Consider the following 24,757-nt stretch of genomic DNA (forward strand, 5'->3'; position numbering starts at 1 on the left):
TAATTAGAACTACTGCATAAACCAAATTACAGAGTTTGCTACTTTACGTTTGGTGATTGAATTTACCATATATGAATGTTTTATTATTCAATATTTTTCCCTTTTGATATCTTTAAATAAAGTTTGTATATATCATAAAACAATCAGGTGACTTCATTGGTCTAATTGAGTGGAAAATTGTAGGTAAATGAAAAGTGAACCAAGTCTCCTTTCGTATGGCTTAGCTGCCAAGATACTTACTTAATTAGTAGGGATATAGATCTCAATATTATTTATTTAGAGAACATCTATGCATAAAATAGCCTTCTATTGAAATGTCGCAAAACTATGCTTAATTTGCCTATTCAAACCAATATTGATAAAATGAATACTATAACAGATTTCGTTTCTATGCTTATTGAAGAGCTGAAACAGTCCGGTAGATATGGCACTGCCAGATCTTATTCAAGCTCTATAAAGAGATTGAATACTTTCATCGGACATAATAAGTTGACTTTTCGTGAGTTAACGCCTGAATTGCTAAAAAGATATGAACTATTCCTTTATCAGGAGGGATGCAAACGTAACACAGTGTCACTGTATATGCGTATGCTCAGATCAATTTCTAATCAGGCTACCAGACGTGGTAAGGCTTCACCTCAACTAGGATTGTTCGATGATGTTTTCACGGGAACAGATTCTTCGGAGAAAAGAGCAACAACTCCCTTGATCATAGGTCGGTTGCAGGATTTAGATTTGGACAATGCATCTTCATTGGCTTTTGCGCGCGATATGTTTTTGCTATCGTTCTTTCTGAGAGGCATTCCCTTTGTGGATTTGACCTATTTACGTAAAAGTGATGTGAAGATGGGGGTGTTACGATACCGAAGAAGCAAAACCAAAAGGTTGCTTACTGTGGCCATTGAGCCTTGTGCTCAAGTTATTATACGCAAATATGAGCAATATACTCAAAATTCACCTTATTTGCTGCCCATCATCAATCCGGCTTTACCCGATAAGTACAAGCAGTATCAAAGTGCTTTGAGATTATATAATAAAAGATTAACTCATCTTTCTACCCTTTTAGGATTAAAGATTCGTCTGACTTCTTATGTGGCGCGTCATTCATGGGCAACAGCAGCTTATCGTGAAGGTATCCCTGTTTCTGTTATCAGTGAGTCGCTTGGCCATGCTTCTGAGAAGGTTACATACACATATTTGGCTTCCTTTGAAAACAGAACTTTGCGCAACGCTAATAAGAAAGTGATTGCATTGCTTAAAATCAATTTAAATAAGGATTTTATAAAGAAGAAACCGCAAAAGAATAAATCCGTACTTAATGCTTTCAGGTGATTCTAATTTGCATCTATTATGAAAACAGATGTAACTAAATCGAATTCATATAGTTTCTCTGATTCAACGATTCAAGTTTTACTTAATCGGATGAAGTCTGCTGGACTCATTTGTCAAAGGACAGATGGAGAGGTTGACTTATTGTCTTCTTACAGACTAAATCGTCCGTTGTTTGATATAACTCTTTCAGATTTGATGCTGGCCAAAATTCATCTTACCGATTTATAAAAGCAGATATCTGTCTTATTTTTCTTCTTTCACTTTAATATTTAAAGAAAAAACTCGTAATTTGTATTATCAAATGGCTAGGATATGGTATTGGTGCGAACTGATGCTATGAAGTCTTTAATAATACGTATTTATGGAGCAACAAGGAAATAAATTTATCTCTCCCGGAGGATGGTTCTCTATGATTTATCCAAACGATTGGAGTGAGTTTGAAGATCGTGAAGGGAGTTTTCTGTTTTATAATCCCGAAAAGTGGACTGGTAATTTCCGTATTTCTGCTTATAAACCTAGTGGTAAGGAGGCGGGCAACATGGATTACGGTCGTGAGTTCGTGAAACTGGAACTGAAAGAAAATTCTGCTGCGTCACTTGTTACAGTGGGACGTCTGGAATGCGCCTATTCCAAAGAAATGTTTCTGGAGGAAGAGGCGTATTACGTTACGCATACATGGATTACCGGTATTCGTGATGTAGCTTTTGAATGCAGTTTTACAGTGCCTAAGGGGGGAGATTGCACAGAGGCCGAAGCGGTGATTGCTTCTCTTGAAGCTCGAAAAGAAGGAGAGAAGTATGAGGCAGAGCTGATACCAGTGCGGTTATCTGAGATATTTCTCATTAACGAGAGTTACGATTTTGTTGCCTCAGCTGTGAAAGATAAGCTAAAGAAAGATTTTCAAGGAGTGGAAGATGACTTGGAAAACATACAGCAAATAATTAAAATTGGAGATATTAAACAAAAGCAACGTGAGGTGTGGCTGTCTTTCGGGATGGTGGTGTGCACCATATTGTGCAATGAAATAGAGGGTTTTCAATGGAGAACGCTTATTGATGGTAATCGCGAGGCACCCGTGTTACTTCACTTGGAAAGCAAAGTGCTGATTGACCCCATGAAACTTGTTTGGAGCAAGGTGAAGAATGGTGAACAACCCGATGTGATTGAAGAATATAAACAGGTTATGGAACAGATTACAAAATAAAGTTTTCTTTATGGTGAGTTATTTGCAAGTTGACGGGTTAACCAAATCTTTTGGTGATCTGATACTTTTTAAAGATATATCTTTCGGTATTGCCGAGGGGCAACGGGTAGGATTAATAGCCAAGAATGGAGCGGGTAAGACTACTTTACTTAATATTCTTTCTGGTAAGGAGGGGTATGACGGAGGTAATATTGTGTACCGTCGTGATTTGAAAGTCGCTTATTTGGAGCAAGATCCTCACTATCCTGAGGAATTAACGGTTCTCGAAGCTTGTTTCCATCATGGAAACAGTACGGTAGAGCTTATCAAGGAGTATGAAAAGTGCATGGAAACAGAAGGGCATCCGGGATTGGAAGAACTTTTGATTCGCATGGAACACGAAAAAGCGTGGGACTATGAGCGTCAGGCAAAACAAATCCTATCACAGCTTAAGATTCGTGATTTCAATCAGAAGGTGAAGCATTTATCGGGCGGGCAACTCAAGCGTGTTGCTTTGGCGAATACGCTTATCACTGAACCCGATTTACTCATACTCGACGAGCCTACTAACCATTTAGACCTCGATATGACGGAGTGGCTGGAGGAGTACCTGCAACGTGCCAATTTGAGTTTGCTCATGGTTACTCACGACCGTTATTTTCTGGATAGGGTATGCTCGGAGATATTGGAGATTGACAATCGTCAGGTTTATCAGTACAAAGGCAATTATACTTATTATCTTGAAAAGCGTGAGGAGAGAGTCAATGCTGTAACGGTTGAAATTGAACGGGCCAATAACTTATATCGTACGGAGCTTGAGTGGATGAGGCGTATGCCGCAGGCTCGCGGACATAAGGCTCGCTACCGTGAGGATGCTTTTTATGAATTGGAGAAAGTTGCCAAGCAACGCTTCAATAATGACAACGTAAAACTCGACGTGAAGGCTTCTTACATTGGTTCCAAGATATTTGAAGCAGAGCATCTTTTCAAAAGTTTTGGCGATTTAAAGATTCTGGATGACTTTTCGTACATCTTTTCGCGATACGAGAAGATGGGTATTGTGGGGAACAACGGTACGGGTAAATCAACCTTTATCAAAATGTTGATGGGCGAAGTACAACCCGATAGTGGTACCATTGATATTGGTGAAACGGTACGATTTGGTTATTATTCTCAAGATGGCTTGCAGTTTGATGATCAGCTCAAGGTTATTGATGTGGTGCAAAACATAGCCGAAGTCATTGAACTGGGCAATGGCAAGAAGCTTACAGCCAGTCAGTTCCTTCAACATTTCCTATTTACTCCCGAAACCCAGCACAGCTATGTGTATAAGTTGAGCGGCGGCGAAAGGCGCAGACTTTATTTGTGTACTGTGCTTATGCGCAATCCGAACTTTTTAGTACTCGACGAGCCTACTAATGATTTAGACATCGTAACACTTAACGTGCTTGAGGAGTATCTGCAAAACTTCAAAGGGTGTGTTATTGTGGTTTCGCATGATCGCTATTTCATGGACAAAGTGGTTGATCATTTGCTGGTATTCAATGGGCAAGGTGACATTCGCGATTTCCCCGGTAACTACAGCCATTACAGAGATTGGAAGGAAATGCGCGATTTGCGTCAGAAAGAAGAAGAGAAGCCCAAAGAGGAAAAGACAGATCGCGTTCGCTTGAATGATAAGCGAAAGATGAGCTACAAAGAAAAGCGTGAGTTTGAACAGTTGGAGAAAGATATTGCTGCTCTTGAGGGAGAAAAAGAACAAATAGAACTGGCCTTGTGCAGTGGGGCTTTGTCTGTCGATGAGCTGACTGAAAAATCCATTCGTTTGCCAGAGGTCAATAACCTGATTGAGGAGAAAACAATGCGCTGGCTCGAATTAAGTGAAATAGAATCATGAACTTAACCAATTACCATAGCCATTGTTCCTTTTGTGATGGGCGTGCACCGTTTGAGGAATTTGTCAAAGAAGCAATTCGTCAGGGCTTTTATTCTTACGGAGTGTCCTCGCATGCCCCGCTACCATTTCCAACACAATGGACAATGGAGTGGGGGCAGATGGAGGCATACCTTGATGAGTTCAAGAACCTTCGTAGCAAATATGCCGATGAAATAGAACTTTATGTTGGCTTGGAAATTGATTACTTAAACGAAGAGAGCAATCCGTCGGTTGCCCGTTTCACGGAACTACCTCTTGATTATCGTATCGGTTCGGTGCATTTATTATACGATGCCGCTGGTGAGGTGGTCGATATCGATTGCAGTCCGGCTGTGTTTAAGGAACGTGTTGACCGACACTTCAACGGAGATGTTTTACGGGTTGTCCGCATGTATTTCGATCGCCTTTTCCGAATGGTTGAATTGGGTGGCTTCGATATTTTGGGGCATGCTGATAAGATGCATTACAATGCATCCTGTTATCATCCCGGGTTACTTGATGAACCTTGGTACGAAGCCTTGATGAAAGATTATTTTTCTTTGGTTGCTTCTCGCGGTTATCTTGTTGAAATCAACACCAAGGCATTCGATTCGTTGGGGACTTTTTACCCCAACAGCCGCTATTGGGAATTAATGAAAGAATATCAAATTAAGGTTCTTGTCAATAGCGATGCTCATTACCCTGAGCGCATTAATGCAGGCAGGATGGAAGCCCTGCGCTTATTACAAGCAAAAGGCTTCGCTACCGTGGCTGAATTACATCAGGGAAGTTGGAGAGAGGTTCCCATTGTAGTTTAATTTACCTGTTTGCATCCGTAGGCTTGCAGAAACTCGTTGATCTCGTCTACATAATTGCCTTGAATAACCATGTGATGATTACCCAACGGATTCTTCAGGAAGTAAGACACATCAGTATCGAGCTTTACTCTGATTTGTGTGCGACACATATTGATGTAATTGGTATTTTCGACTAACCGGCCGGATGCAACAAAGTACTCGTCCAGACTTTCTCCGCCACATTTAACCACTGTTATATCTCCACTGGGCAGTATTCCCTGAATGCCAATTCCTTTTTCGGTTTCAAAGTGACTGCGGATAATGAACTTCTCCGTTAATTGAGTGCCAACGGTACAATGGGCCAATATTATTTCATTCTCCTTCGCATTGATAAGAGAAGGATTGGCCATAAAGCCCGTTTTACCGGTTAGCTTCTTCAGAAAGATCAGGGTGAAAATAGATTGCAAGTCGCCTTCGCATCCGGCTATAATGCCATCATCATTCAATAAGGATAAGGCAAGGCAGCCCGTGGTGCCCGTTTTCTCTATCAGTTTAAAGCAGCTTAATGTTATAGCACTGAACTTCTCCTCATCACAAATCTCTTTGATGGCACGATACAGGCGCATTGCCTTCAGTAGATCTTCCGGTGAAGCTTCTCGGCAAGCCAATGCCCGTGAAGCAAATTGCGCACAAGCTTCGCCCACCTCATTATCAGTTATTCTGTTGTATTTCTCGTATACTCTTTCCAGCTGCACATCGATGTACTCAACTCCCCACCTGCGTTTGGCAAGTAGATAGTCAACACTACTAGCTATCAGCCACGAAGACGGAGTGCCTATGACGCCAATCCGTGCACCGGATAGTTGTTGCTGTGCGATGAAGTTCTTATGCAACTTCATAATGCGTGTGGCAATGTGACCCGGTTCTCCGTGTAGTATTTCACTTTTCAGTCCCCGACCGCGTAACCAGCTTGATATTTCCAAGGCTGCAGCCAGTGAGTTTTGGATACCGTCGGCCAGCATAATAGTGGGGCGGGGGAGTTGCTCTATGCAGTGTGCCACTAGCTTTTCTACTCCACCGGTAGCAATAAACAATACGCTGAGGTGATTTTTATCAACATTGTTTATTTGAGTATAATCAATAATGTTCAGTGAGAAATATCTCTCCAGCTCATTCACGATGGCCTCGTGCGAGTTGCGTATGTTTGCATCTTTATGGAGTACGGATGCAAATGTTATGAGGTTTATAGTCATTGATGCGAAATGTTTTCTACTAATTGTGCACAAATGTATATATTTCTATTGAATATGCAGCTCTGAGAACACAAAACTTCTACAAGGAATTTAATTGCAGCATTTTGTTAAGTATTTGTTTGTTTGGTTAGTCTCTAAACTCTATCTTTGCAGCTTCGAATATAGTATTTTGTTAATAGTCATTCGTAATATATAATAAAAAAACCATGCCAACAATTTCAATCCGCGGTATAGAGATGCCTGCATCTCCTATCAGAAAACTCGCTCCGCTGGCAGATGCTGCCAAACAACGTGGAGTGCATGTATTTCACCTGAACATAGGTCAGCCCGATCTTCCAACTCCTCAGGCCGCGATTGATGCGATACGTAACATTGACCGCAAGGTGTTGGAATACAGTCCGAGTGCAGGTTATAGAAGCTATCGCGAAAAATTGACTCATTACTACAAGAAATTCAATATCAATCTTACTGCAGACGATATCATTGTTACCACAGGCGGATCGGAGGCTGTTCTTTTTGCTTTCCTGTCATGCTTGAATCCCGGTGATGAGATTATTGTTCCTGAGCCTGCTTATGCCAATTACATGGCGTTTGCCATCTCTGCGGGAGCCAAGATACGTACCATTGCAACCACTATTGAAGAAGGCTTTTCATTGCCTAAAGTCGAGAAGTTCGAGGAGTTGATCAATGAACGTACCAAAGGGATTTTAATTTGTAACCCCAACAATCCTACCGGTTATTTGTACACTCGTCGGGAAATGAACCAGATACGCGATTTGGTGAAGAAGTATGATTTGTTTCTATTCTCGGATGAGGTTTATCGTGAATTCATCTATACCGGTTCGCCTTATATTTCAGCTTGCCATCTGGAAGGCATTGAAAACAATGTAGTACTCATTGATTCGGTTTCCAAACGTTATTCGGAATGTGGAATCCGCATTGGTGCGTTGATTACAAAAAACAAAGAGGTGAGAGATGCCGTGATGAAGTTTTGCCAGGCACGTTTAAGTCCGCCCCTGATTGGTCAGATTGCTGCTGAGGCTTCACTTGATGCTCCCGAAGAATACTCACGCGAAACGTATGATGAGTATGTGGAACGACGTAAATGTTTGATTGACGGCTTAAACCGCATCCCCGGTGTTTATTCGCCCATCCCGATGGGGGCATTCTATACGGTGGCCAAGTTGCCGGTTGATGACTCTGATAAGTTTTGTGCTTGGTGTCTTTCTGATTTTGAGTACGAAGGACAAACCGTATTTATGGCTCCGGCATCGGGCTTTTACACCACGCCGGGTTCCGGATATAACGAGGTGCGTATTGCCTATGTGCTGAAGAAAGAGGACTTGAATCGTGCACTTTTCATTTTGCAGAAAGCGTTGGAAGTATATCCGGGTAGGGTAGAGTAATCATTTTATGTACAGTTACGTTTCGTTAGCCAAGGGATTTGGAATTTTGTTGGTAATAGCCGGACACTTTACAACAGTGAAGTATGCCCCCGGTTTTTATAATGCATTCAGAGACTGGATTTATGCTTTCCACATGCCTTTGTTCATGAGCTTGTCGGGGTTTCTGTTTGCTTATTCGCTGAAGCGTTCTTCCGGACAATTGCCTTTTTGGAGTTTTGTCCGTAAGAAGTTTACCCGACTCATGGTACCTTATTTCTTTGTGTCTGCCGTGATTGCACTCATTAAGTGGTACTTTCCCAAGGGACGAATTGTGAACTATGGATATCTCACTGATTTGCTGTACATGAATGTGGGGGGAGTAGCCGTATTTTTGTGGTTCTTATACGCCCTGTTTCTTATATTCCTCATAGCGGCGGTCTTTGTACAGTTTAAACGTGGACACATGGTTATGGGAGTAGTGGCGTTACCCCTTTTCTTCATGACTCTGCCCGATGCGTTTTTTCTGTCGTACGTCAAAGTCTATTTGCTTTATTTCTGGCTAGGCATGAGTTTGTTCATGGCTGCTGATAAAAAGGTATTGCGCCTTTCACTCAAGGAGATGTGGGTTGCACTGCTTTTATTTATACCCGTTTATGCTTGTCGCACGATGGGACACGATGGCTTTCTTCGTAATCTGGAGAACCTTTTATGTGGTACTTTGTGCAGTTACGCCGTTATTTGCTTCTGTAATTACCTCAATCGTTATACTTCTGTCATTCAAAAGAGTATCTTGCATGTGGGTAAACAGAGTGCAGCAATTTATCTGATGCACATGGCGGGAGTTTCGCTGGTTTGCGTATGGTATGAGAAGTTGGCTGTCTTTACTCCTCTAACTTATCTGCTTGCATTGATTGTGGCTGTGATTATGGGAGTGGGACTCTCTTTGCTGGCAAACAAATACCTTGTTTCTTCAAATAAATATGTAAATTGGCTGATGGGAGGAAATTAATATGAATCTGCCTTTATTTTTGTCTAAACGAATATACAGAGATACATCGGATGGGAAACAGGTTTCCCGCCCGGCGGTTCTTATTGCCATGATTGGCATTGCCATCGGACTGGCTGTAATGATTATAGCTGTGTCTGTGGTTATCGGCTTCAAAACAGAGATACGCAACAAGGTGATAGGCTTTGGGTCGCACATACAAATCAGTAATTTTGATGCGGTTCGTTCCTACGAAACTCGTCCCGTGTTGGTTAATGACAGCATGATGGCTGCGTTGTCTGACTATGAGGAGGTAAAACATGTGCAGCGTTACAGCACCAAACCCGGTATGATAAAGACTGATGATGCTTTTCAGGGGATGGTGCTCAAAGGGGTAGGACCCGAATTTGATGCTTCTTTCTTTCGTGAGCATTTGCTGGAGGGTGAAATTCCCATGTTTAGTGATTCGGCTTCTTCTAATCAGGTCGTTATTTCAAAAACGTTGGCCAATAAGTTACACCTCAAGTTAGGTGATAAGATATACACTTATTATATTCAGGATGATGTGCGAGCCAGACGCCTTACTATTAAAGGCATTTATCAAACAAACTTCTCGGAATATGATAACCTGTTTCTGCTTACGGATATCTGCATGGTGAATCGTCTCAACGGATGGGAAAAGGGGCAGGTTAGCGGTGTGGAAATAGCGGTGAAGGATTATTCCAAGCTGGAAGAAACAACCTACCGGATTGCTGCTGATACGGATAATCAGTTGGATTATATGGGCGGGGTTTATTATGTTAGAAACATAGAGCAACTCAACCCTCAAATATTTGCCTGGCTTGGTTTGCTGGATCTCAATGTGTGGGTTATATTGATTTTGATGGTAGGTGTAGCCGGGTTTACCATGATATCCGGACTACTGATCTTAATCATTGAACGAACCAATATGATTGGAGTACTAAAAGCTTTAGGGGCCAACGACCTTACTATTCGCAAGGTATTTCTTTGGTTCTCAGTGTTTCTTATCGGTAAAGGGATGCTGTGGGGAAACCTTATCGGACTGACTTTTTATTTCATACAGATGCAGTTTGGCGTTTTCAAACTTGATCCGGAAACCTATTATGTTGACACCGTGCCTGTTTCATTTAGTTTGCTGCACTTTATCTTAATAAACGCAGGAACCTTACTGGCAGCCGTGCTGATGCTACTGGGTCCTTCATTCCTTATTACTAAGATCAATCCGGCAACATCTATGCGTTACGAATAAAGAAGGTAGTTTTATCTTCTCATAAAGTCGCTCTTACCTCTGTAAAGTCTGTACAACTTGACCTTGAAGTTTTGCAAGGGCAGCAAAAAGTCGAACAGCGGGAGAGTCAGATAATACTTCCAGCCTTCACCTTGCTCTTTAGCCGTGCGGTTGATAATAACAGCTTGCATGACCTCACGTATCATCCAGAGTAAAAAAGCCAAGCCGGCTACCAACCAATGGAAATTAAGTATAGCCAATAGGGTAGTACCTAAAAACAAAGCATGAAAAAGCAGTCGGCTCATTGTTTCCAGTCCGTTCACGACCTGTTGGCTACCTTTGTAATAGCTTGATGTAGCAATGTAGCTGATCTTTTCTTCTATCCAGTCCTTTCTCCACTCAACAGGCTCTAGTCTAACGGTGGCATCCAGAGCGGTTTCTACTTTGGTATTGAACCCCTTAGCAACTTGATTGATGAATAGATCATCGTCTCCACGTTGTAGGTTCAGGTGTGCCGAAAAGCCTTTTTGTTCAAAGAATAAGGATTTACGGTAAGCCATGTTGCGCCCTATTCCCATGTAAGGACTACCGGCCAGTGCCCAACCCAGATAACGAAGCGAATGAAATAGTGCGTCAAACGCTACTAAACGGTTAAACCATCCTTTTGCATATTCATAGCCGTAATAACCTAACACTACATCGGTGCGTGGAGTGAAATTACGTGCCATTAATCGTAACCACTGATTGCTCACCGGTTTGCAGTTGGCTTCGGTAAACACCAGCCATTCGTGTTTGCTGGCTTTGATTCCCAGCGTAAGGGCCAGCTTCTTTCGGCTGATGTATCGAGAATTCTCGGGTGTGAAGCTATGGTAAAGATGGTCGTATTTTTCTTCCAGGGCCGACAGTAAATCTTCGCTCTCATCGGTAGAACCGTCATTGATTACAATGACTTCATACTGCGGATAATCTTGCTCCAGAACCGCAGGAAGGAATTTCCTCAGATTCTCGGATTCGTTTTTGGCACAGATAATGACCGACAGGGGCGGAAGCTCTTGCGTAAAGTGTAACTCTCCGCTCTTCAAGGCTTTATTGCGTGCATGAATACGGTTGTAGAGACCGAAATAATAAAAGGACTGAATAATCAGTACCAACAAGGTTGCCGAAAGCAGAATCACCTCGACACTATTGAATGCAAATGCTTCCATTATATATGAACTGTTTTTTGTGTCGCAAAGGTACATGTTTTTTCCTTTTGCAGGAAATAAAAACATAAAGAGGTTTTCAGAAAACATAAAGAGGTTTTTAAAAAAGACAGTTATGTTTTCAAAAGACCTCATTTTAGCATAAACTGGCTATAATAATACCTAATTTGTGCTATATGGCGTTAGGTTCATTGATTGTATCTTTGCACCAGTTAAAGGATAATAATAATGATTCGCATGAGAAAACTGTTTTTAGCATTGCTGTTTGCCTTGCCGTTTATGGCCTCAGCACAGAATAAAAGTACATTAAAGCCCGGTAAATGGTATGCCGAGTTTGCTGCTCAAACAGCGGCTATTCCTTTTGTTTTTGAAGTAACCAATACCGCTTCGGGTACTGAGGTGACTCTCATCAATGGTAAGGAACGGGTTGAATTGAAAAAGGTTGTCTACAAGGGCGACAGCGTCTATATTTCAATTGAGGATTACGATACGCAATTGAGCGCGCGTTTTGAGGGTGATAAGCTGAAAGGAGTTTTCAAACGTTTGTTTGCCCATGCTGATTCGGGTTTGCCGTTTGAAGCATACCCTGCTGACCGCCCCCGCTTTGATGCTGCAGGAAGCGCCACATTCTCACTTCAGGGGAAGTGGGATGTTGTTTTCCAGAGCGAACAGGGCGATAAGAAAAACGTAGGTATCTTCAATGAAGAAGGTGGCTTGCTGACCGGTTCCATCTTAACAAATTCAGGTGATTTGCGCTTCCTCGAGGGGGTAACGGATGCAACGGGATTTCGTCTTTCGGCGTTTGCCGGACTAAGTCCTTATCTGATAGAAGGTAAATTCCTGGATGCCGATCATTTTGAGGGATATTTTATTACCGCCAAGGGGCGTCAGTCCATTAAAGGAGTACGTAACCAGCAAGCGGCACTTTCGGACCCTTACCGTCTCACGCAACTTCGTGACGGTTATACATCTTTGAACTTCAAATTACCTAATTTGAAGAATCAGTTGGTGTCGTTGACCGATGAAAAATATCGTGGCAAAGTAGTTGTGGTACCTATCTTGGGTAGTTGGTGTCCCAACTGTTTGGATGAAATGTCTTTCCTTTCTCCCTGGTACAATGCAAACAAAGAGCGTGGTGTTGAAGTAGTGGGCTTGGCTTTTGAACGGAAAACTGAACCTGCTTACGTGCAGAAGGTGCTTTCCAATCTCATCAACAAGCATCAAACAACGTATGACATACTTGTAGCGGGAAAGATTGGTGATGATAAGAAAGTTCTTCCCGAAATTGACGGATTGAAAAGTTATCCCACCACCATTTTTATTGATAAGAAAGGGAATGTACGCAAAATACATACCGGCTTCAATGGTCCTGCAACCGGTTTGTTTTATGACGAGTTCAAGTCGGAGTTCAACAAATTGGTAAACGAGTTATTGGCAGAGTAATTCATTAACATAACCTTATTTTTTCATTTGTTCTGAATTGTGCCACACAGGTACAACAGCCCTTCCTATACCCTGACGGATGAGGCGGGTTGCAATAGTTACAACTTAAAATTTAATCAGTCATGCAGTATTTAAACTTACATATCAAAAAGATTCTGGGTCTGGCTTTCTTCCTTTCCATAGGCTTGTTTACTATACAGGCCCAAGCACAGATCGTTATTCGTGGTGAAGTCAAAGACGTACAGCAAGTGGGCATTCCTGGTGTTAGCGTTGCATTGAAAACTTCAGCTAGTACGGCGGTAGTAACCATTAGTGATATTGATGGTAAATTTACCATTAGCAGTAATGCCACTTATCCGGCTACCATTGTTTTCAATATGGTAGGCTTCAACACACGTGAAGTAGTAGTAACACGTCCCGGTCAGCCGCTGGTTGTTACGTTGGAAGAGAACATTCGTCAACTCGACGAAGTAGTAGTTACTGCTTTGGGTATTTCTCGTGAAAAGAAATCATTAGGCTATACTACACAAGAACTCAAGAGTAATGAACTCTCTAACACGAAGGAAACAAATTTGTTGAATAGCCTGTCGGGTAAAGTGGCCGGAGTGCGTATCACTAATTCGCAGGGTGACATGGGTTCTTCACGCATTGTTATTCGCGGTGAGACTTCTATAGCCGGTAATAACCAGCCGCTTTTTATTGTTGATGGCATTCCGGTTGACAATTCTCAATTGAATGCCGGCGGAGCCACGCGTGATTTCCGTAATGCCATAGCCGATTTGAACTCAGAAGACATTGAATCAATCAGTGTTCTCAAGGGACCCAACGCGGCTGCTTTGTATGGGTCACGTGCTGCACACGGAGTTATCCTGATTACAACAAAAACAGGTAAAGGTCAGAAAGGCTTAGGCGTAAGCGTCAATTCGGGCATTAGTTTTGCTACGGTAGCAACTCTTCCTGATTTTCAGAATGTATTTGGACAAGGATCTAACGGTAAGTTTAGCTATGTGAATGGTAAAGGTGCCGGTGTGAATGATGGTGTGGATGAAAGCTGGGGACCCAAAATGGATGGTCGTCTTATTCCTCAATTCTATTCAAACGGAGAAGCGGTTCCTTTTGTAGCGCATCCGGATAATGTGAGAGACTTTTTTAAAACGGGAGTGACCTATGATAACGGAATTTCTATAGCCGGTTCGGACGGTAAATACGACTTCCGTTTGGGAGCCAACAACCAAACCCAAAAAGGTACCGTGCCCAATACGGAAATAAAGAAGAACAATTTTAGTTTGAACGCGAACTACCAACTAACAGATCGTATAAAGATAGGAGCTACTGCTAATTACATTGTAACCGATGCTCCTAACTTGCCGGGCGGTCCTTCGGGCGGGCGTGCCGCAGGTGTTATGTTGCAGTTTCTCTGGTTTGGTCGTCAGGTAGATATCAATGAACTGAAAAACAACCGCAATGTAAACTGGAATAACAGTTATTACAGCAATCCTTATTGGAATGCTTACTACAATACAACCAGTCAGCAGCGCAACCGTTTGATTGGTGATATTCATCTCGAAGCTCAGCTGGCAAAGGGTCTTGATTTTCGCTTCCGTTCGGGAACCGATTTTTATAACGACCGTCGCAAGTATAAAATTAAGTACGGTACCAACGGTACGCCTTTTGGTTCGTATGCGGAAGATGGATATACAATCAGTGAAAACAATACGGAGGCTATTTTGCACTTCACTCGCAATTTGACTAGTGATTTTAGCCTTGACGCGTTAGCCGGTTTCAATGTGCGTAACCGTACTTACGAGAACAATTATCAGAAGGCACCCCGTTTGGCTGTCCCTGATTTGTACACCTTAACCAATTCACGCGATGCATTGACCTCTTCCAACTACTATTCAAAGTTGAGAGTTTACAGTGGTTTTGCTTCTGCTCAACTGGGTTACAAAGGTTATGCTTATGTCAATGTAACGGCACGTAATGATTGGTCGTCAACTCTGCCAAGCAGTAATCGTTCGTACTTTTATCCTTCTGTGAGTGCCAGTTTGGTTCTTTCCGAAGCTTTTCATTGGAAAAGTGATGTGCTCGACTTTCTTAAAATCCGCGGAGGATGGTCGGAAGTAGGTAGTGATGCCGATCCTTATCAGCTGGCAACGGTCTATGACTTTCAAACTGCCTATGAAGGGAATCCCATTCAGACTTCATCTAAGAAGAAATTGAATCCAGACTTGAAACCAGAAACAACACGTTCTACTGAATTGGGACTGGAATTGAGTCTTTGGAGAAACAGAGTTCGTTTGGACTTAGGTTATTACAACACCAACAGTTTTAACCAGATTCTGGAGATCAAAACATCTGCCGCAAGCGGATACACTTCGCAATTGCTCAATGCAGGTAAAATAAACAATAACGGTATAGAAGTACAGTTAGGTCTGGTTCCGGTTAAAACAGCTAAGTTCAGTTGGGATGTCGATCTGAATTATGCACGCAATAACAGTGAAGTGAAAGTGCTGGATTATGACGGACAGATTCAAAATTACACCATCGGTTCTTCGGGTGGAGTAGAAGTACTGGCTTCAGTTGGACAGGCTTACGGTGCCCTATACGGTACGGCATACTTGCGTGACGATGCCGGCAACATTGTAGTTGGTGCCAATGGTTTACCAAAAGCCGATCCTCAGAAACGCGTGTTAGGACACTTCACTCCCGATTGGTTAGGAGGTATCTCCAATACGCTGACCTACAAAAATATCAGCCTATCATTTCTTATTGATGCAAGTATAGGTGGAAAAATATTCTCAGGAACCAACCGTACGGGTAATTACACAGGCGTTCTGGCACAAACCATGACGGGACGCGATGCTGAACACGGAGGATTGTATTATTACTATCCGGGCAATAGCACCGCAAACGGCAAACAACTGGCTAATGGCGGGGTTGCACCTAACGGAGAAACGGTTTACGAAGACGGAGTTGTCTTTAAAGGAGTTTATGCCGACGGAACCGCCAACGCAACTGTTATTAGTGCACAGGAGTACTATAAAGCGTCGTACAACATTAGTGAAGCTTACATCTATAGTGCTTCATTCGTGAAACTGCGTGAAATAAAGTTGGCATACAACTTCAACAAAGCGCTAATAAAGAAAATCGGTTTACAAGAGGCCACTATCTCTGCAGTAGGACGAAACTTATTCTTCCTCTACAAAGATGCACCCAATATTGATCCTGAAACAGCGTTCAATACAGGTAATGCGCAAGGACTGGAAAGTTTGTCGCTGCCTACCACGCGTACCATCGGTTTCAATCTTAATTTCAAATTTTAAAACGTACACTCATGAAGAAGAATATAGTAGCAGCTTTTGTATTGGTCTTTGCACTTGCTTCTTGCAACAGCCAACTCGATGATATCAATACCAACCCTAACGCAACGGAACATCCATTGCCGGCTTATTTGCTTACCGGTACGCTGAAGCAGGGTGCCGATTTGTATTGGGGTGCTGATAATAATTTTAACTCGTCATTGCTTTTTGTACAGCAATGGGCCAAAATTCAATATACGGAACCCGATCGTTATGACGTGTCTAACACTAGTTTTACAACTCTGTGGAACACCGGATACGCCACCTTGATAACCGATTTGAATACCATTCTTAATTTTACGGATCAAGAGGCACACTCCAATTATAAAGGAGTAGCGCTAGCCCTTCGTTCTTGGGTATTTCAGTTGCTGACCGATGCGTATGGTGATATTCCCTATTCGGAGGCCGGACAAAAAACAACTCCCAAGTATGATGCGCAACGCGATGTTTATCTGGGTTTGTTGAATGATTTGAAAACGGCACAATCACTGTTATCTACATCGGGCGAAAAGATAGAAGGAGATGTTGTTTATGACGGTAGCATTGCTAAATGGAAAAAGTTTGTGAACTCACTGCGTTTGCGCATCGCTCTTCGTATTGCCGATCGTGAATCTGATTTGGCCAAACAAGAAGTGACAGCTGTTGTGGCAGATGCTGCCGGTCTTATTGACAATAATGCCGGAAATTTTCAGTTCGTTTACACCAGTTCGCCTCAGCAAAATCCGGCTTCTGCCTGGTTTGAAACGCGTGACGACTTTCGTGTATCCAAAACATTGGTCGACAAGCTTAAAGCACTTTCTGACCCGCGCTTAGCCGTTTACGCCCAACTGCCTACGGACGAAAGCGTTACCACTTATGTAGGAGCCGCCAATGGCTTGTCAAACAGCGAAGCGAACAATCAGGGCTTTGCCAAGACATCCAAACCGGGAACTTATTTTCTGACTTCAGAATCGCCTGCCGTAATTTTGAGTTATGCAGAAGTCCAATTTTCCTTGGCTGAGGCTGTGGCAAGAGGCTTTATTTCGGGCAATGCCGATACCTATTACAAAGAAGGTATAACAGCTTCGTTGAAGCAATTTGGTGTAACCGATGCCACAGTGATTGCAACCTACTTGTTGCAACCTGCTGTTTTATACAATGCAGCAAATTATAAAGAATCTATCGGATTACAAAAATGGATCGCCTTCTACGGACAAGGGTTGGATGCATTTGCCGAGTGGCGCCGTCTTGATTATCCGCAGTTAACTGCAGGTGTATCTACCGTACTCGATGGCAAGATGCCTTCTCGTTTCTTCTATCCCGGCACCGAGCAATCATTGAACGGAATTAACTATAAGTTGGCAGTGTCCAGTCAGGGCCCCGATTTGCTTACCACGCGTCTTTGGTTTGATGTGAATTAGAGAGAGTATATATTGTTAAGTGCAAGGACAGGCAATCGTTATCGGAACGGTTGACCTGTCCTTTGTGCTTTTCAGGAAGTATGTTGTTAGCGTTAACTTGAATTAAACAAAAAGACTTGCTCACTGATGACATTATTTCAATAATCATTTGTACTTTTGCCCCGAATATGAGTTCCAAGTTTAAAGCCATATTATTGTTAGCTCTCTTTGCTGTACTATTTCTTGCAGCAGGAGATCAGATCAGCAAGGCGTCGTCTTGTCATGATCGTGTTTCCTCTATGGAGGTGCACCCTAATTATGATCAGGAAGATACTTCGGCACATTTATCGGTTGCATCCGATTTGCAAAACTCATCTCATTCTACCTATGAAACATCTGCTGCTGCGGGTGATTGGAACGTGTCCAAAGGCATTCTTTCTCAGAATAACACTTTTATAGGCATAAGTTTCCAGAAATTTTATAAATCTGCGCTAACAATTCTGGCTATTCGCCAGCTCGATACTTTGCTGACTCAACGCAAGAGTACCCTCTTAAATACCAATAATAAATTTATCAGGCAGGGAGGTCACTACTATATTTATACCCTGCGCCACATCCTTATTTAGTTTCCGGTTTATTTTTCATTTCGTGCAGCCTGTCATTATTGATGGGCATACTCTTCGTATATCCATTTGTGTTAACTCAAAAATATTACTTTTTCGCTGTGATAGCGGGAATTAGTCTGTTATGAAGAAGCGGGGGTGAAGTATAACGTGTGTCTAATAATTAGTTTTGAAGATTCATCCCGCTTTCATAATAAGTATTTTTTTTAGTTTATATTGGCGTACATTTAGCGTGATGTTAAGTGTACGCTTTCTTATTTTTTCATATTTTTGTTTATCTTTGATGCGTTAAACTTCAAATCGGTCTCATGAAAATAATTATTTGTATGAATCATCGTAATTTATTGTTCTCCAGTTAACTTGGCTTGTTGAGCGTCTTTTCACTCTGGTGGTTTGATATGGAAATTTAAAACAAAGGGGAACGAATACTTTCCTAAGGGTGAAATTCAGAAAAGGGCTACTTCTTACAATTAAATCGGTTGTTTTTGGGTGCAGAGATAACTTTATGTATTCGCTCAACATGCAATCGGGCAAACTCAACTGGAGTAAGGAAGAAGCCAATAACTGGATTATTGCTACACCACTTTAGGATGATGGTTTGCTGTGCTACGGAACGTCAGATTCACACTGTTTTCGGTGTGTGAAGGAAGGCTGCAACCGGAGAAATTAAAACAAGTTTTCCATTGAATATGAGGGTGTATGCAGAAGCGGTTTTGTTACGTAATCAGATACTATTTGGTTGTTTAAACGGTAAATTATATCAGATAGATCCTGCTTCGTGCACTATATAGAAAGTCTTTCAGACGGATGGTGGTAAATATATTTATCATCGGGTGTACAACGATGATGGAACTTTTAGAGATGATTTCAAACTATATGGCGATGATATAGCTGCATCCGAGAAACAAATACTTGCATTGGGATCTATTCTCTCTACTCCTCGTATAGTCAATGGAATTATTTATGTGGGTGACTCCAACGAGTCCTTTTATGCACTGCGGTTAATTACCCCATAATTATTTTTAAAAGATGCTATCGATCATTTTTTCTCATTTTTCATTTCAATTTCCTTTCCATACTTTATCAGTTGCTCGTCGGTTAGGTTGTAACACGAAACGATGTAGTACAGCACTGCCACTAAGATGGCGGGAAATACTGCTAGTAGAAGACGGATACCGAGTAAGGCCGAATCGGTTTGAACAGCATTGTCGGCATTGAATCCTGTCATCGTTAGTACAATTCCAGGCACAAAACCTCCTACGGCAAGTCCGAATTTGAAGAAAAAGCCAATTAAAGCATTGGCAATGCCTGATATGCGTTTACCGCTCTGCCATTCGCCATAAGTTATTGCTTCCGGAATTAATGACCAAATGAAAGCTCCCACTACACAAAAACCAATTGAACGGATTGTTTGTGCAACGAAAATCATTGCTGTCCATTGAGTAGGAACGACGAACAAAAGCACAAAACCGATGAAGGATATAATCAGGGAAACATAGAGCAATTGTTTTTTACCCAATGTTTTACGCAGCCATGGTATAAAAGGTAATATCACTAACGCCGGTAGTGCCGAAATAACGTTATAAATACCTACAAGTCCTTCATCTCCAAGATTATATTTCACAAAATAAGTTCCGGCAGAATTACCTATCGCCATAATTGCAAATGCAGTTATAAACATGAGTGAAATAATGCGTAGGGGTTTGTTGCGGACAATTTCGGTAAATAAATCGCTAAGCTTGACATTCGTTTGCTCTTCGACCGAAATAACAACTCGTTCTTTCGTACCCCAAAATGAGAACAGAAGTGCAACAAATCCGATGATGCCATAAAGTAAAATGGTGGTGAACCAACCGTTTCGTGCTTCAGCGGAATCCATTGTTCCCGAGAAAAAGATAACCAAAGTAGGAACACCGTAAGTGATAGCCACCTGCGCTACATTTACAAGCCACATTCTAACTGTAGTCAGTATCGTAATTTCCTGCTGGTCGCGGGTAAGTGCGGCATTGAGCGCTCCGAACGGAACATTTACCGTAGTATAGAGAATGGACAGTAACACATAAGTAAGACAGGCGTAGATAACCTTGCCCGTTTCGCCCAGCGGAGGCACCACAAAGCAGAGTATCATCAGCACAGTGAGTGGTAAAGCCATTATAAGCAGCCAACCCCTGTATTTGCCGAAACGGGTAGAGGTTTTATCGACAAAGACTCCTACGATGGGATCCCAGATGGCATCTATTATCCTGACTCCCAGAAACATGGCGCTGGCAATAGCCGGATTTAGTCCGTAAACATTGGTATAAAAGAAGAGTAGGTATGTTGTAACGGTTTGATATATAAAATTCTGGGCCATATCGCCCGATCCGAATGCAATTCTTTCGAACCATGAGAGTTTGAAGAAACCTTTGGATTCCTGTTCTTTTTGTGTTGCTACGGTCATACTGTTTTTGTTTTTCATATTTATGATATATTATTAGTTTTGTAACGGTAAAAATACGGCATAGCACTGCCATTCACTTTCACGAATAGATATTTGATTTGTACTTTTAGATAAAAAGCGTGCTTTCTCCATATATTATATCGGACTCAGGCTAAATCATGAAATCGGTAGGCGACTTGCCAAAATGTTTTTTGAAGACGGTACTAAAATAGCCAATGGAGGAAAATCCACATTTATAGGCTATTTCGCTGATGCTGTATTCCTTTTCATTTATAAGTTTCATGGCATGCTCCATGCGTACATTGCGTATGAAATCAACAACCGATATACCTGTCAGTGCTTTGATCTTCTTGAAAAGTAATGATGTGCTGACTCCCATTTCTTTAGCAAACTCTTCCTTGCCGAAGTCTGCGTCGTCCAAATAACGTACAACCACGTCAAGAGCCTGTTTAACGAAAACATCGTTCAGCATATTGACTGGTTCGCCGGACAAGGTTTTTGCTTCGGTGACATGTCCTGCAGCGATGAATTTTGCGCCAATAATACGGCGGTTATGTATGATGGAAGTGATGCGTTGCGTTAATGTTTTCATGTCGAACGGTTTGGTCATGTAATCGTCTGCTCCCAAACCCAAACCGTGTAGTTCGTCGGTCTTTTCTGAAAGAGCAGTGAGGAGGATCAACGGGATGTGAGATGTCTCGAAGGTTGATTTAACCAGTCGACAAAGTTCAAAACCGTCCATACGCGGCATCATAATATCTGATACAATCAGGTCGGGGATTTCTTGCCGGATATATTCCCATGCCTCAACTCCGTTGGCTGCGGTGGCTACCTGGAAGTGTTTGCCTAACGGGCGGATCATGAAATGACGCAAGTCGTCATTATCTTCTACAATCAAAATACGCATATCATCGGTTGTGCAGTTAGCGGCGGAATCTTCCTGTGGCAGGTCATTTATAGGTTTGCTGATATTCTTTTGTCTCTCGTTTTTGCGGCAGGGTACTACTATTTCAAATGTAGAGCCTTTCTCTTCTTCACTTTCCACGCTAATTTTGCCATCGTGTAGTTCTACCAGTGCTTTTGCCATAGATAGTCCGATCCCAGAGCCTGTAATCTTAGCATTGATGGCATTTTCGCTACGGTAGAACTCATGAAATAGCTTGTTTTGCGCCTTGCGGCTAATACCAATGCCATAATCTGCAACACTTAGCCGCCACTCGTTTTCGTCTCCGTGAAAACGCACGTCTACGGTTGAATGCTCGTGCGAATATTTGATAGCATTGGAGAGCAGATTGTCTATCACTCGCTCCATCATATCGATATCAATAGCCGTGAAGTATACATCTGTATTGTAATGATAATTAATCTGTATGTGTTTCGTTGCTGCTATCGAATCGAACATGCTGACGCGACAGCCTACAAGAGCTACGACATCAGCCATAACCGGATAAAACGGTTCTTTACCCATGTCCACTTTTTGGAAATCGAGCAGTTGAGTAGCTACCGATGTAAGTCGTCGCGTCTGCTCTGCCGCTAGGTGAAGATACTGTTTGTCATGTTTGGAGAGACTGTTGACCTGATTTAATTCTTCAATAGGTGCCTTAATGAGCGTGAGTGCTGTACGTAAATCGTGTGCGATGTTGGTGAAGAAGCGTAGCTTATCTTCGGCATGACGTTGGTTTAGCCGATTGGTATAAAACCAGAAGAAAAAGTAAGCCAAACATCCGGCAAGCAGAAGGCAAGCCAGTTTGAACCACCAGGTTGCCCAAAAAGCCGGAGTGACACGGATGATCAGCGAGCGCTCAGCAATGAGTTCGTGATTGTATAGCCGGATAAGTAGCCGATAAGTGCCCGGATTAAGGTTGGTATAATTAATAAATCTCTGGTCGGTCAGGGTATTCCAGTCATCGTCAACTCCTTCCATTTTCCAAGAGAAGCGTGCTGTGCGCGAATTATCTCCTATGGGTAGGATGTTGAGGGTTACATTGTTCTGTTGATGTTGGAGCGTGATGTTACTGATGCTGTCCAGCGGAGTTTCAGGCAAAAGATCGGGATACTGGCGAATGGACCGTCCCGACAGGAGTATGTCTTGTATGTAAATGTGCCCTGTCAATTTATGTCGGTATAAGTACTTTGGGTCCTGCATGATTACACCGTCGGAGGTTCCCCAGGCGAACATGCCGTTGCGCAGGCGGAAGCAGGCATCCGAACTATAAGAAACGGTGGAGAGATTCATCGGAGAAGGATAGGTCGTAATTGTTTTGTCAATGGTATTGAAGCGACAAAGTCCATTTTCTGTTCCTAACCAGAGATATCCATCGGCATAAAGGAGGCTATTCACATAGTTGGATATGAGGCCGTGACGCGTATCGTATTTTTTTATGATATGCGTACGGATGTTGTAGCTAAAGAGACCTCCACCACTACTGCCTGCCCATATCTTATCCTGCACAACAGCAACATCTTGTATCATATTATCGGTTAGCAGCGTGGTTGTCTTCTTTGTTTTTTTGTCGAGCGTAAGCAATCCATAGTTACAGGCCAGTATTATCATACGGTCGCCCCATTCGGCCATGGCATAGACCGATTCCTTCGGGTAAACTTCAAACTTCCGGGTGTGGTGGTTATACTTCATGATTTCTCCGCTTGTTCCCGCAAGCCACATGTTACCGTCCTTGTCTTTGAGAATGTCAAAAACGAAGCCTGTCTTGGCAAGGATACCCGTTGGTTGCGTGTGGTGGGCGATGATATTTAAACTTTTGCTGTCAATGACGTATACACCGTGCGCATAAGTACCCGCCCAGATGTTTCCGTCTGCGTCTTCGCAGAGCGATAGAACGATGTAGGTTTCTCCATCCCTTTCTTCAAAATAATTGACCCACTTGTCGGTGCGAGGATTCCAACAACTCAGACCACTGTTGGTTCCTGCCCACAGTTGCCCTTGGCTGTCCTCAATCAGGGCATGGATGTGGTTATTGATTAAGGAGTTGGGGTTATTGATGCTATGGCGGAGCCTTACTAGGGTAGGCGATGAGAGGTCTGCTACCGACGTGCCGCCGGTGACTGAACAGACCCAAATTCGTCCGGATGGATCATAATAAATATCGTATACACCATTTCCGGATATAGAAAACTGATTGTCCACATCCTCTTGATACGTTGTAATCTTTCGGCTGCCGTCATGTGAGAGCACCCACACACCGCGCCCGTCGATGCCGCACCAAAGGGTGGAGTCGCGCACTAGCTCAAGATCCTTGATGCATTGCTGCGGGAAGTTTGGTACAGTGGCTGCATGAAGTTCCCGTGTGATGTAGTCAAAGTAATAAAGTCCGCTGGAATATGTGCCTATCCACAGTCGGTTCATTGCCCGGTCGAGCAGGAGTGATGACGGCTGTATATTCATTTTTCCATTCCAACGCTCCACATGATGTTGTTTCGTATCAACTAAGAAAATTCCCCCGGGACCGGTGGCAATTAAGTGGCGGGCGTCGTAACGTGTTGTGTGGTAGGCTTCACCGGCCGTTTGAGTTATAAGAGTGCAACGATTATCTTTATAATAGTATAGTCCCCGTGAGGAGGCTATCCACAAACTCCCATCGCGATCCACCTCTAGGTTAAAGACCCAAAGATTGGCAACGTTCATCTGCCGGGAAAAATTGAAGAAGCGTTCGAAGCTGTCGTGCCGCGGATTGTAGCAAAATATTTCGCCCTTATTGGTGAAAGCCAGCAAGCGGTTTTCCTGCCAGGTTATTTCGACGGAAACCACGGCCATTGATTCGTAAGGTAGTTGATATACTCGGCAGTCACTGTCCGTCAACCTCATAATGCCTGTCTTAGAGGCTATCCAGGTAAATCCGTCAGCATCCTTGCATATTGAGGTCGTTTCGCGGTTGGCAATTCCATAGGTGTCATTGATGTTATAGAAGCTCAAGTTGCCGATGCAATAACTCGCTAACGGCAAAAGCAGAAAGACGAAGGACAGAAAACATGACTTCATATACGGTGTTTTTCAATGAATAGATTTGTAACACTTACAAAATAAGGAAAAGAATTCGACTTTACCGCTAATTCGGGATGCTTTTTTGTTTATCGGTCAACTTTCGACGGACTACGCTGATCAGCGTTTCAAATTTTAGGTATATGTTTTCTAATTTTAGATATATTTCCATTTATATCTAATAGTGAAAAACAAATATTCATTTTTAAACTCCA

At 42.6% G+C, this 24,757-nt stretch carries 18 protein-coding genes; 14 read left to right on the forward strand and 4 right to left on the reverse strand.

Annotated features, from left to right (window positions below):
• Positions 1-363: 363 nt before the first annotated feature.
• The 5 genes from C511_RS0105855 (at position 364) to C511_RS0105870 (ending at position 5,248) form a co-directional block, all read left to right on the forward strand.
• Positions 364-1,332 carry a tyrosine-type recombinase/integrase gene (locus C511_RS0105855; RefSeq protein ID WP_024996148.1) on the forward strand — a complete coding sequence of 323 codons (969 nt, stop codon included), beginning with the start codon at positions 364-366 and terminating at the stop codon, positions 1,330-1,332.
• An 18-nt stretch (positions 1,333-1,350) separates the two neighbouring features.
• Positions 1,351-1,560, forward strand: a complete 210-nt coding sequence (locus C511_RS17820) for a hypothetical protein (RefSeq protein ID WP_154657482.1) — start codon at positions 1,351-1,353, stop codon at positions 1,558-1,560.
• Between the two features lie 133 nt (positions 1,561-1,693).
• Complete coding sequence (locus C511_RS0105860; protein ID WP_024996147.1) at positions 1,694-2,536, forward strand: DUF3805 domain-containing protein; 843 nt, start codon at positions 1,694-1,696, stop codon at positions 2,534-2,536.
• Between the two features lie 10 nt (positions 2,537-2,546).
• Positions 2,547-4,412, forward strand: coding sequence for a ribosomal protection-like ABC-F family protein (gene abc-f, locus C511_RS0105865; RefSeq protein ID WP_027317926.1), 1,866 nt, complete (start codon positions 2,547-2,549; stop codon positions 4,410-4,412).
• Positions 4,409-5,248, forward strand: a complete 840-nt coding sequence (locus C511_RS0105870; protein ID WP_024996146.1) for a histidinol-phosphatase — start codon at positions 4,409-4,411, stop codon at positions 5,246-5,248. The genes abc-f and C511_RS0105870 overlap by 4 nt, the downstream gene beginning before the upstream one ends.
• On the opposite strand, the gene C511_RS0105875 is transcribed toward C511_RS0105870, so the two are convergent.
• Complete coding sequence (locus C511_RS0105875; RefSeq protein ID WP_024996145.1) at positions 5,245-6,480, reverse strand: fucose isomerase; 1,236 nt, start codon at positions 6,478-6,480, stop codon at positions 5,245-5,247. The genes C511_RS0105870 and C511_RS0105875 overlap by 4 nt on opposite strands.
• 206 nt (positions 6,481-6,686) lie before the next feature.
• On the opposite strand from C511_RS0105875, the gene C511_RS0105880 reads away from it, so the two are divergent.
• The 3 genes from C511_RS0105880 to C511_RS0105890 are packed head-to-tail and all read left to right on the forward strand — an operon-like array spanning position 6,687 to position 10,120.
• Entirely contained in the window at positions 6,687-7,886 is a 1,200-nt protein-coding gene (locus tag C511_RS0105880) for a pyridoxal phosphate-dependent aminotransferase (RefSeq protein ID WP_024996144.1), read from the forward strand.
• 7 nt (positions 7,887-7,893) lie between these two features.
• Positions 7,894-8,874 carry an acyltransferase family protein gene (locus C511_RS0105885; RefSeq protein WP_024996143.1) on the forward strand — a complete coding sequence of 327 codons (981 nt, stop codon included), beginning with the start codon at positions 7,894-7,896 and terminating at the stop codon, positions 8,872-8,874.
• A gap of 1 nt (position 8,875) precedes the next feature.
• Entirely contained in the window at positions 8,876-10,120 is a 1,245-nt protein-coding gene (locus C511_RS0105890) for an ABC transporter permease (protein WP_024996142.1), read from the forward strand.
• Between the two features lie 11 nt (positions 10,121-10,131).
• Here the strand turns inward: C511_RS0105890 and C511_RS0105895 are convergent, their stop codons facing one another.
• A complete protein-coding gene (locus C511_RS0105895; RefSeq protein WP_024996141.1) occupies positions 10,132-11,304 on the reverse strand; it encodes a glycosyltransferase in 1,173 nt (390 codons plus the stop codon).
• 234 nt (positions 11,305-11,538) lie between these two features.
• Between C511_RS0105895 and C511_RS0105900 the strand changes: the two genes are divergently transcribed.
• The 6 genes from C511_RS0105900 (at position 11,539) to C511_RS17830 (ending at position 19,121) form a co-directional block, all read left to right on the forward strand.
• Positions 11,539-12,744: a TlpA disulfide reductase family protein gene (locus C511_RS0105900; RefSeq protein ID WP_024996140.1), complete on the forward strand. Its 1,206-nt coding sequence runs from the start codon at positions 11,539-11,541 to the stop codon at positions 12,742-12,744.
• Between the two features lie 122 nt (positions 12,745-12,866).
• On the forward strand, positions 12,867-16,067 hold the full coding sequence (locus C511_RS0105905) for a SusC/RagA family TonB-linked outer membrane protein (protein ID WP_081698267.1): 3,201 nt from the start codon (positions 12,867-12,869) through the stop codon (positions 16,065-16,067).
• Positions 16,068-16,078: 11 nt separating this feature from the next.
• A complete protein-coding gene (locus C511_RS0105910) occupies positions 16,079-17,503 on the forward strand; it encodes a SusD/RagB family nutrient-binding outer membrane lipoprotein (RefSeq protein ID WP_027317928.1) in 1,425 nt (474 codons plus the stop codon).
• Positions 17,504-17,670: 167 nt separating this feature from the next.
• Entirely contained in the window at positions 17,671-18,108 is a 438-nt protein-coding gene (locus C511_RS0105915; protein ID WP_024996139.1) for a hypothetical protein, read from the forward strand.
• A 436-nt stretch (positions 18,109-18,544) separates the two neighbouring features.
• Complete coding sequence (locus C511_RS17825) at positions 18,545-18,694, forward strand: hypothetical protein (protein ID WP_154657483.1); 150 nt, start codon at positions 18,545-18,547, stop codon at positions 18,692-18,694.
• Between the two features lie 244 nt (positions 18,695-18,938).
• Entirely contained in the window at positions 18,939-19,121 is a 183-nt protein-coding gene (locus tag C511_RS17830; protein ID WP_148297705.1) for a hypothetical protein, read from the forward strand.
• A 23-nt stretch (positions 19,122-19,144) separates the two neighbouring features.
• Here C511_RS17830 and C511_RS0105920 read toward each other — a convergent pair whose 3' ends face one another.
• A complete protein-coding gene (locus C511_RS0105920) occupies positions 19,145-20,563 on the reverse strand; it encodes an MFS transporter (protein WP_051260465.1) in 1,419 nt (472 codons plus the stop codon).
• A gap of 133 nt (positions 20,564-20,696) precedes the next feature.
• The gene (locus tag C511_RS0105925; protein ID WP_024996137.1) at positions 20,697-24,542 is read right to left on the reverse strand and encodes a hybrid sensor histidine kinase/response regulator transcription factor; all 3,846 of its coding nucleotides are present in this window, start codon (positions 24,540-24,542) and stop codon (positions 20,697-20,699) included.
• Positions 24,543-24,757 lie beyond the last annotated feature (215 nt).

Origin of the sequence: Bacteroides graminisolvens DSM 19988 = JCM 15093 (assembly GCF_000428125.1) — a bacterium.
Classification (GTDB): domain Bacteria; phylum Bacteroidota; class Bacteroidia; order Bacteroidales; family Bacteroidaceae; genus Bacteroides; species Bacteroides graminisolvens.

Bases quoted from the DNA above. Each gene is read 5' to 3' on its own strand.
- C511_RS0105855 (WP_024996148.1), top strand. From the start codon at position 364: ATGAATACTATAACAGATTTCGTTTCTATGCTTATTGAAGAGCTGAAA.
- C511_RS17820 (WP_154657482.1), top strand. From the start codon at position 1,351: ATGAAAACAGATGTAACTAAATCGAATTCATATAGTTTCTCTGATTCA.
- C511_RS0105860 (WP_024996147.1), top strand. From the start codon at position 1,694: ATGGAGCAACAAGGAAATAAATTTATCTCTCCCGGAGGATGGTTCTCT.
- abc-f (WP_027317926.1), top strand. From the start codon at position 2,547: ATGGTGAGTTATTTGCAAGTTGACGGGTTAACCAAATCTTTTGGTGAT.
- C511_RS0105870 (WP_024996146.1), top strand. From the start codon at position 4,409: ATGAACTTAACCAATTACCATAGCCATTGTTCCTTTTGTGATGGGCGT.
- C511_RS0105875 (WP_024996145.1), bottom strand. From the start codon at position 6,480: ATGACTATAAACCTCATAACATTTGCATCCGTACTCCATAAAGATGCA.
- C511_RS0105880 (WP_024996144.1), top strand. From the start codon at position 6,687: ATGCCAACAATTTCAATCCGCGGTATAGAGATGCCTGCATCTCCTATC.
- C511_RS0105885 (WP_024996143.1), top strand. From the start codon at position 7,894: ATGTACAGTTACGTTTCGTTAGCCAAGGGATTTGGAATTTTGTTGGTA.
- C511_RS0105890 (WP_024996142.1), top strand. From the start codon at position 8,876: ATGAATCTGCCTTTATTTTTGTCTAAACGAATATACAGAGATACATCG.
- C511_RS0105895 (WP_024996141.1), bottom strand. From the start codon at position 11,304: ATGGAAGCATTTGCATTCAATAGTGTCGAGGTGATTCTGCTTTCGGCA.
- C511_RS0105900 (WP_024996140.1), top strand. From the start codon at position 11,539: ATGAGAAAACTGTTTTTAGCATTGCTGTTTGCCTTGCCGTTTATGGCC.
- C511_RS0105905 (WP_081698267.1), top strand. From the start codon at position 12,867: ATGCAGTATTTAAACTTACATATCAAAAAGATTCTGGGTCTGGCTTTC.
- C511_RS0105910 (WP_027317928.1), top strand. From the start codon at position 16,079: ATGAAGAAGAATATAGTAGCAGCTTTTGTATTGGTCTTTGCACTTGCT.
- C511_RS0105915 (WP_024996139.1), top strand. From the start codon at position 17,671: ATGAGTTCCAAGTTTAAAGCCATATTATTGTTAGCTCTCTTTGCTGTA.
- C511_RS0105920 (WP_051260465.1), bottom strand. From the start codon at position 20,563: ATGAAAAACAAAAACAGTATGACCGTAGCAACACAAAAAGAACAGGAA.
- C511_RS0105925 (WP_024996137.1), bottom strand. From the start codon at position 24,542: ATGAAGTCATGTTTTCTGTCCTTCGTCTTTCTGCTTTTGCCGTTAGCG.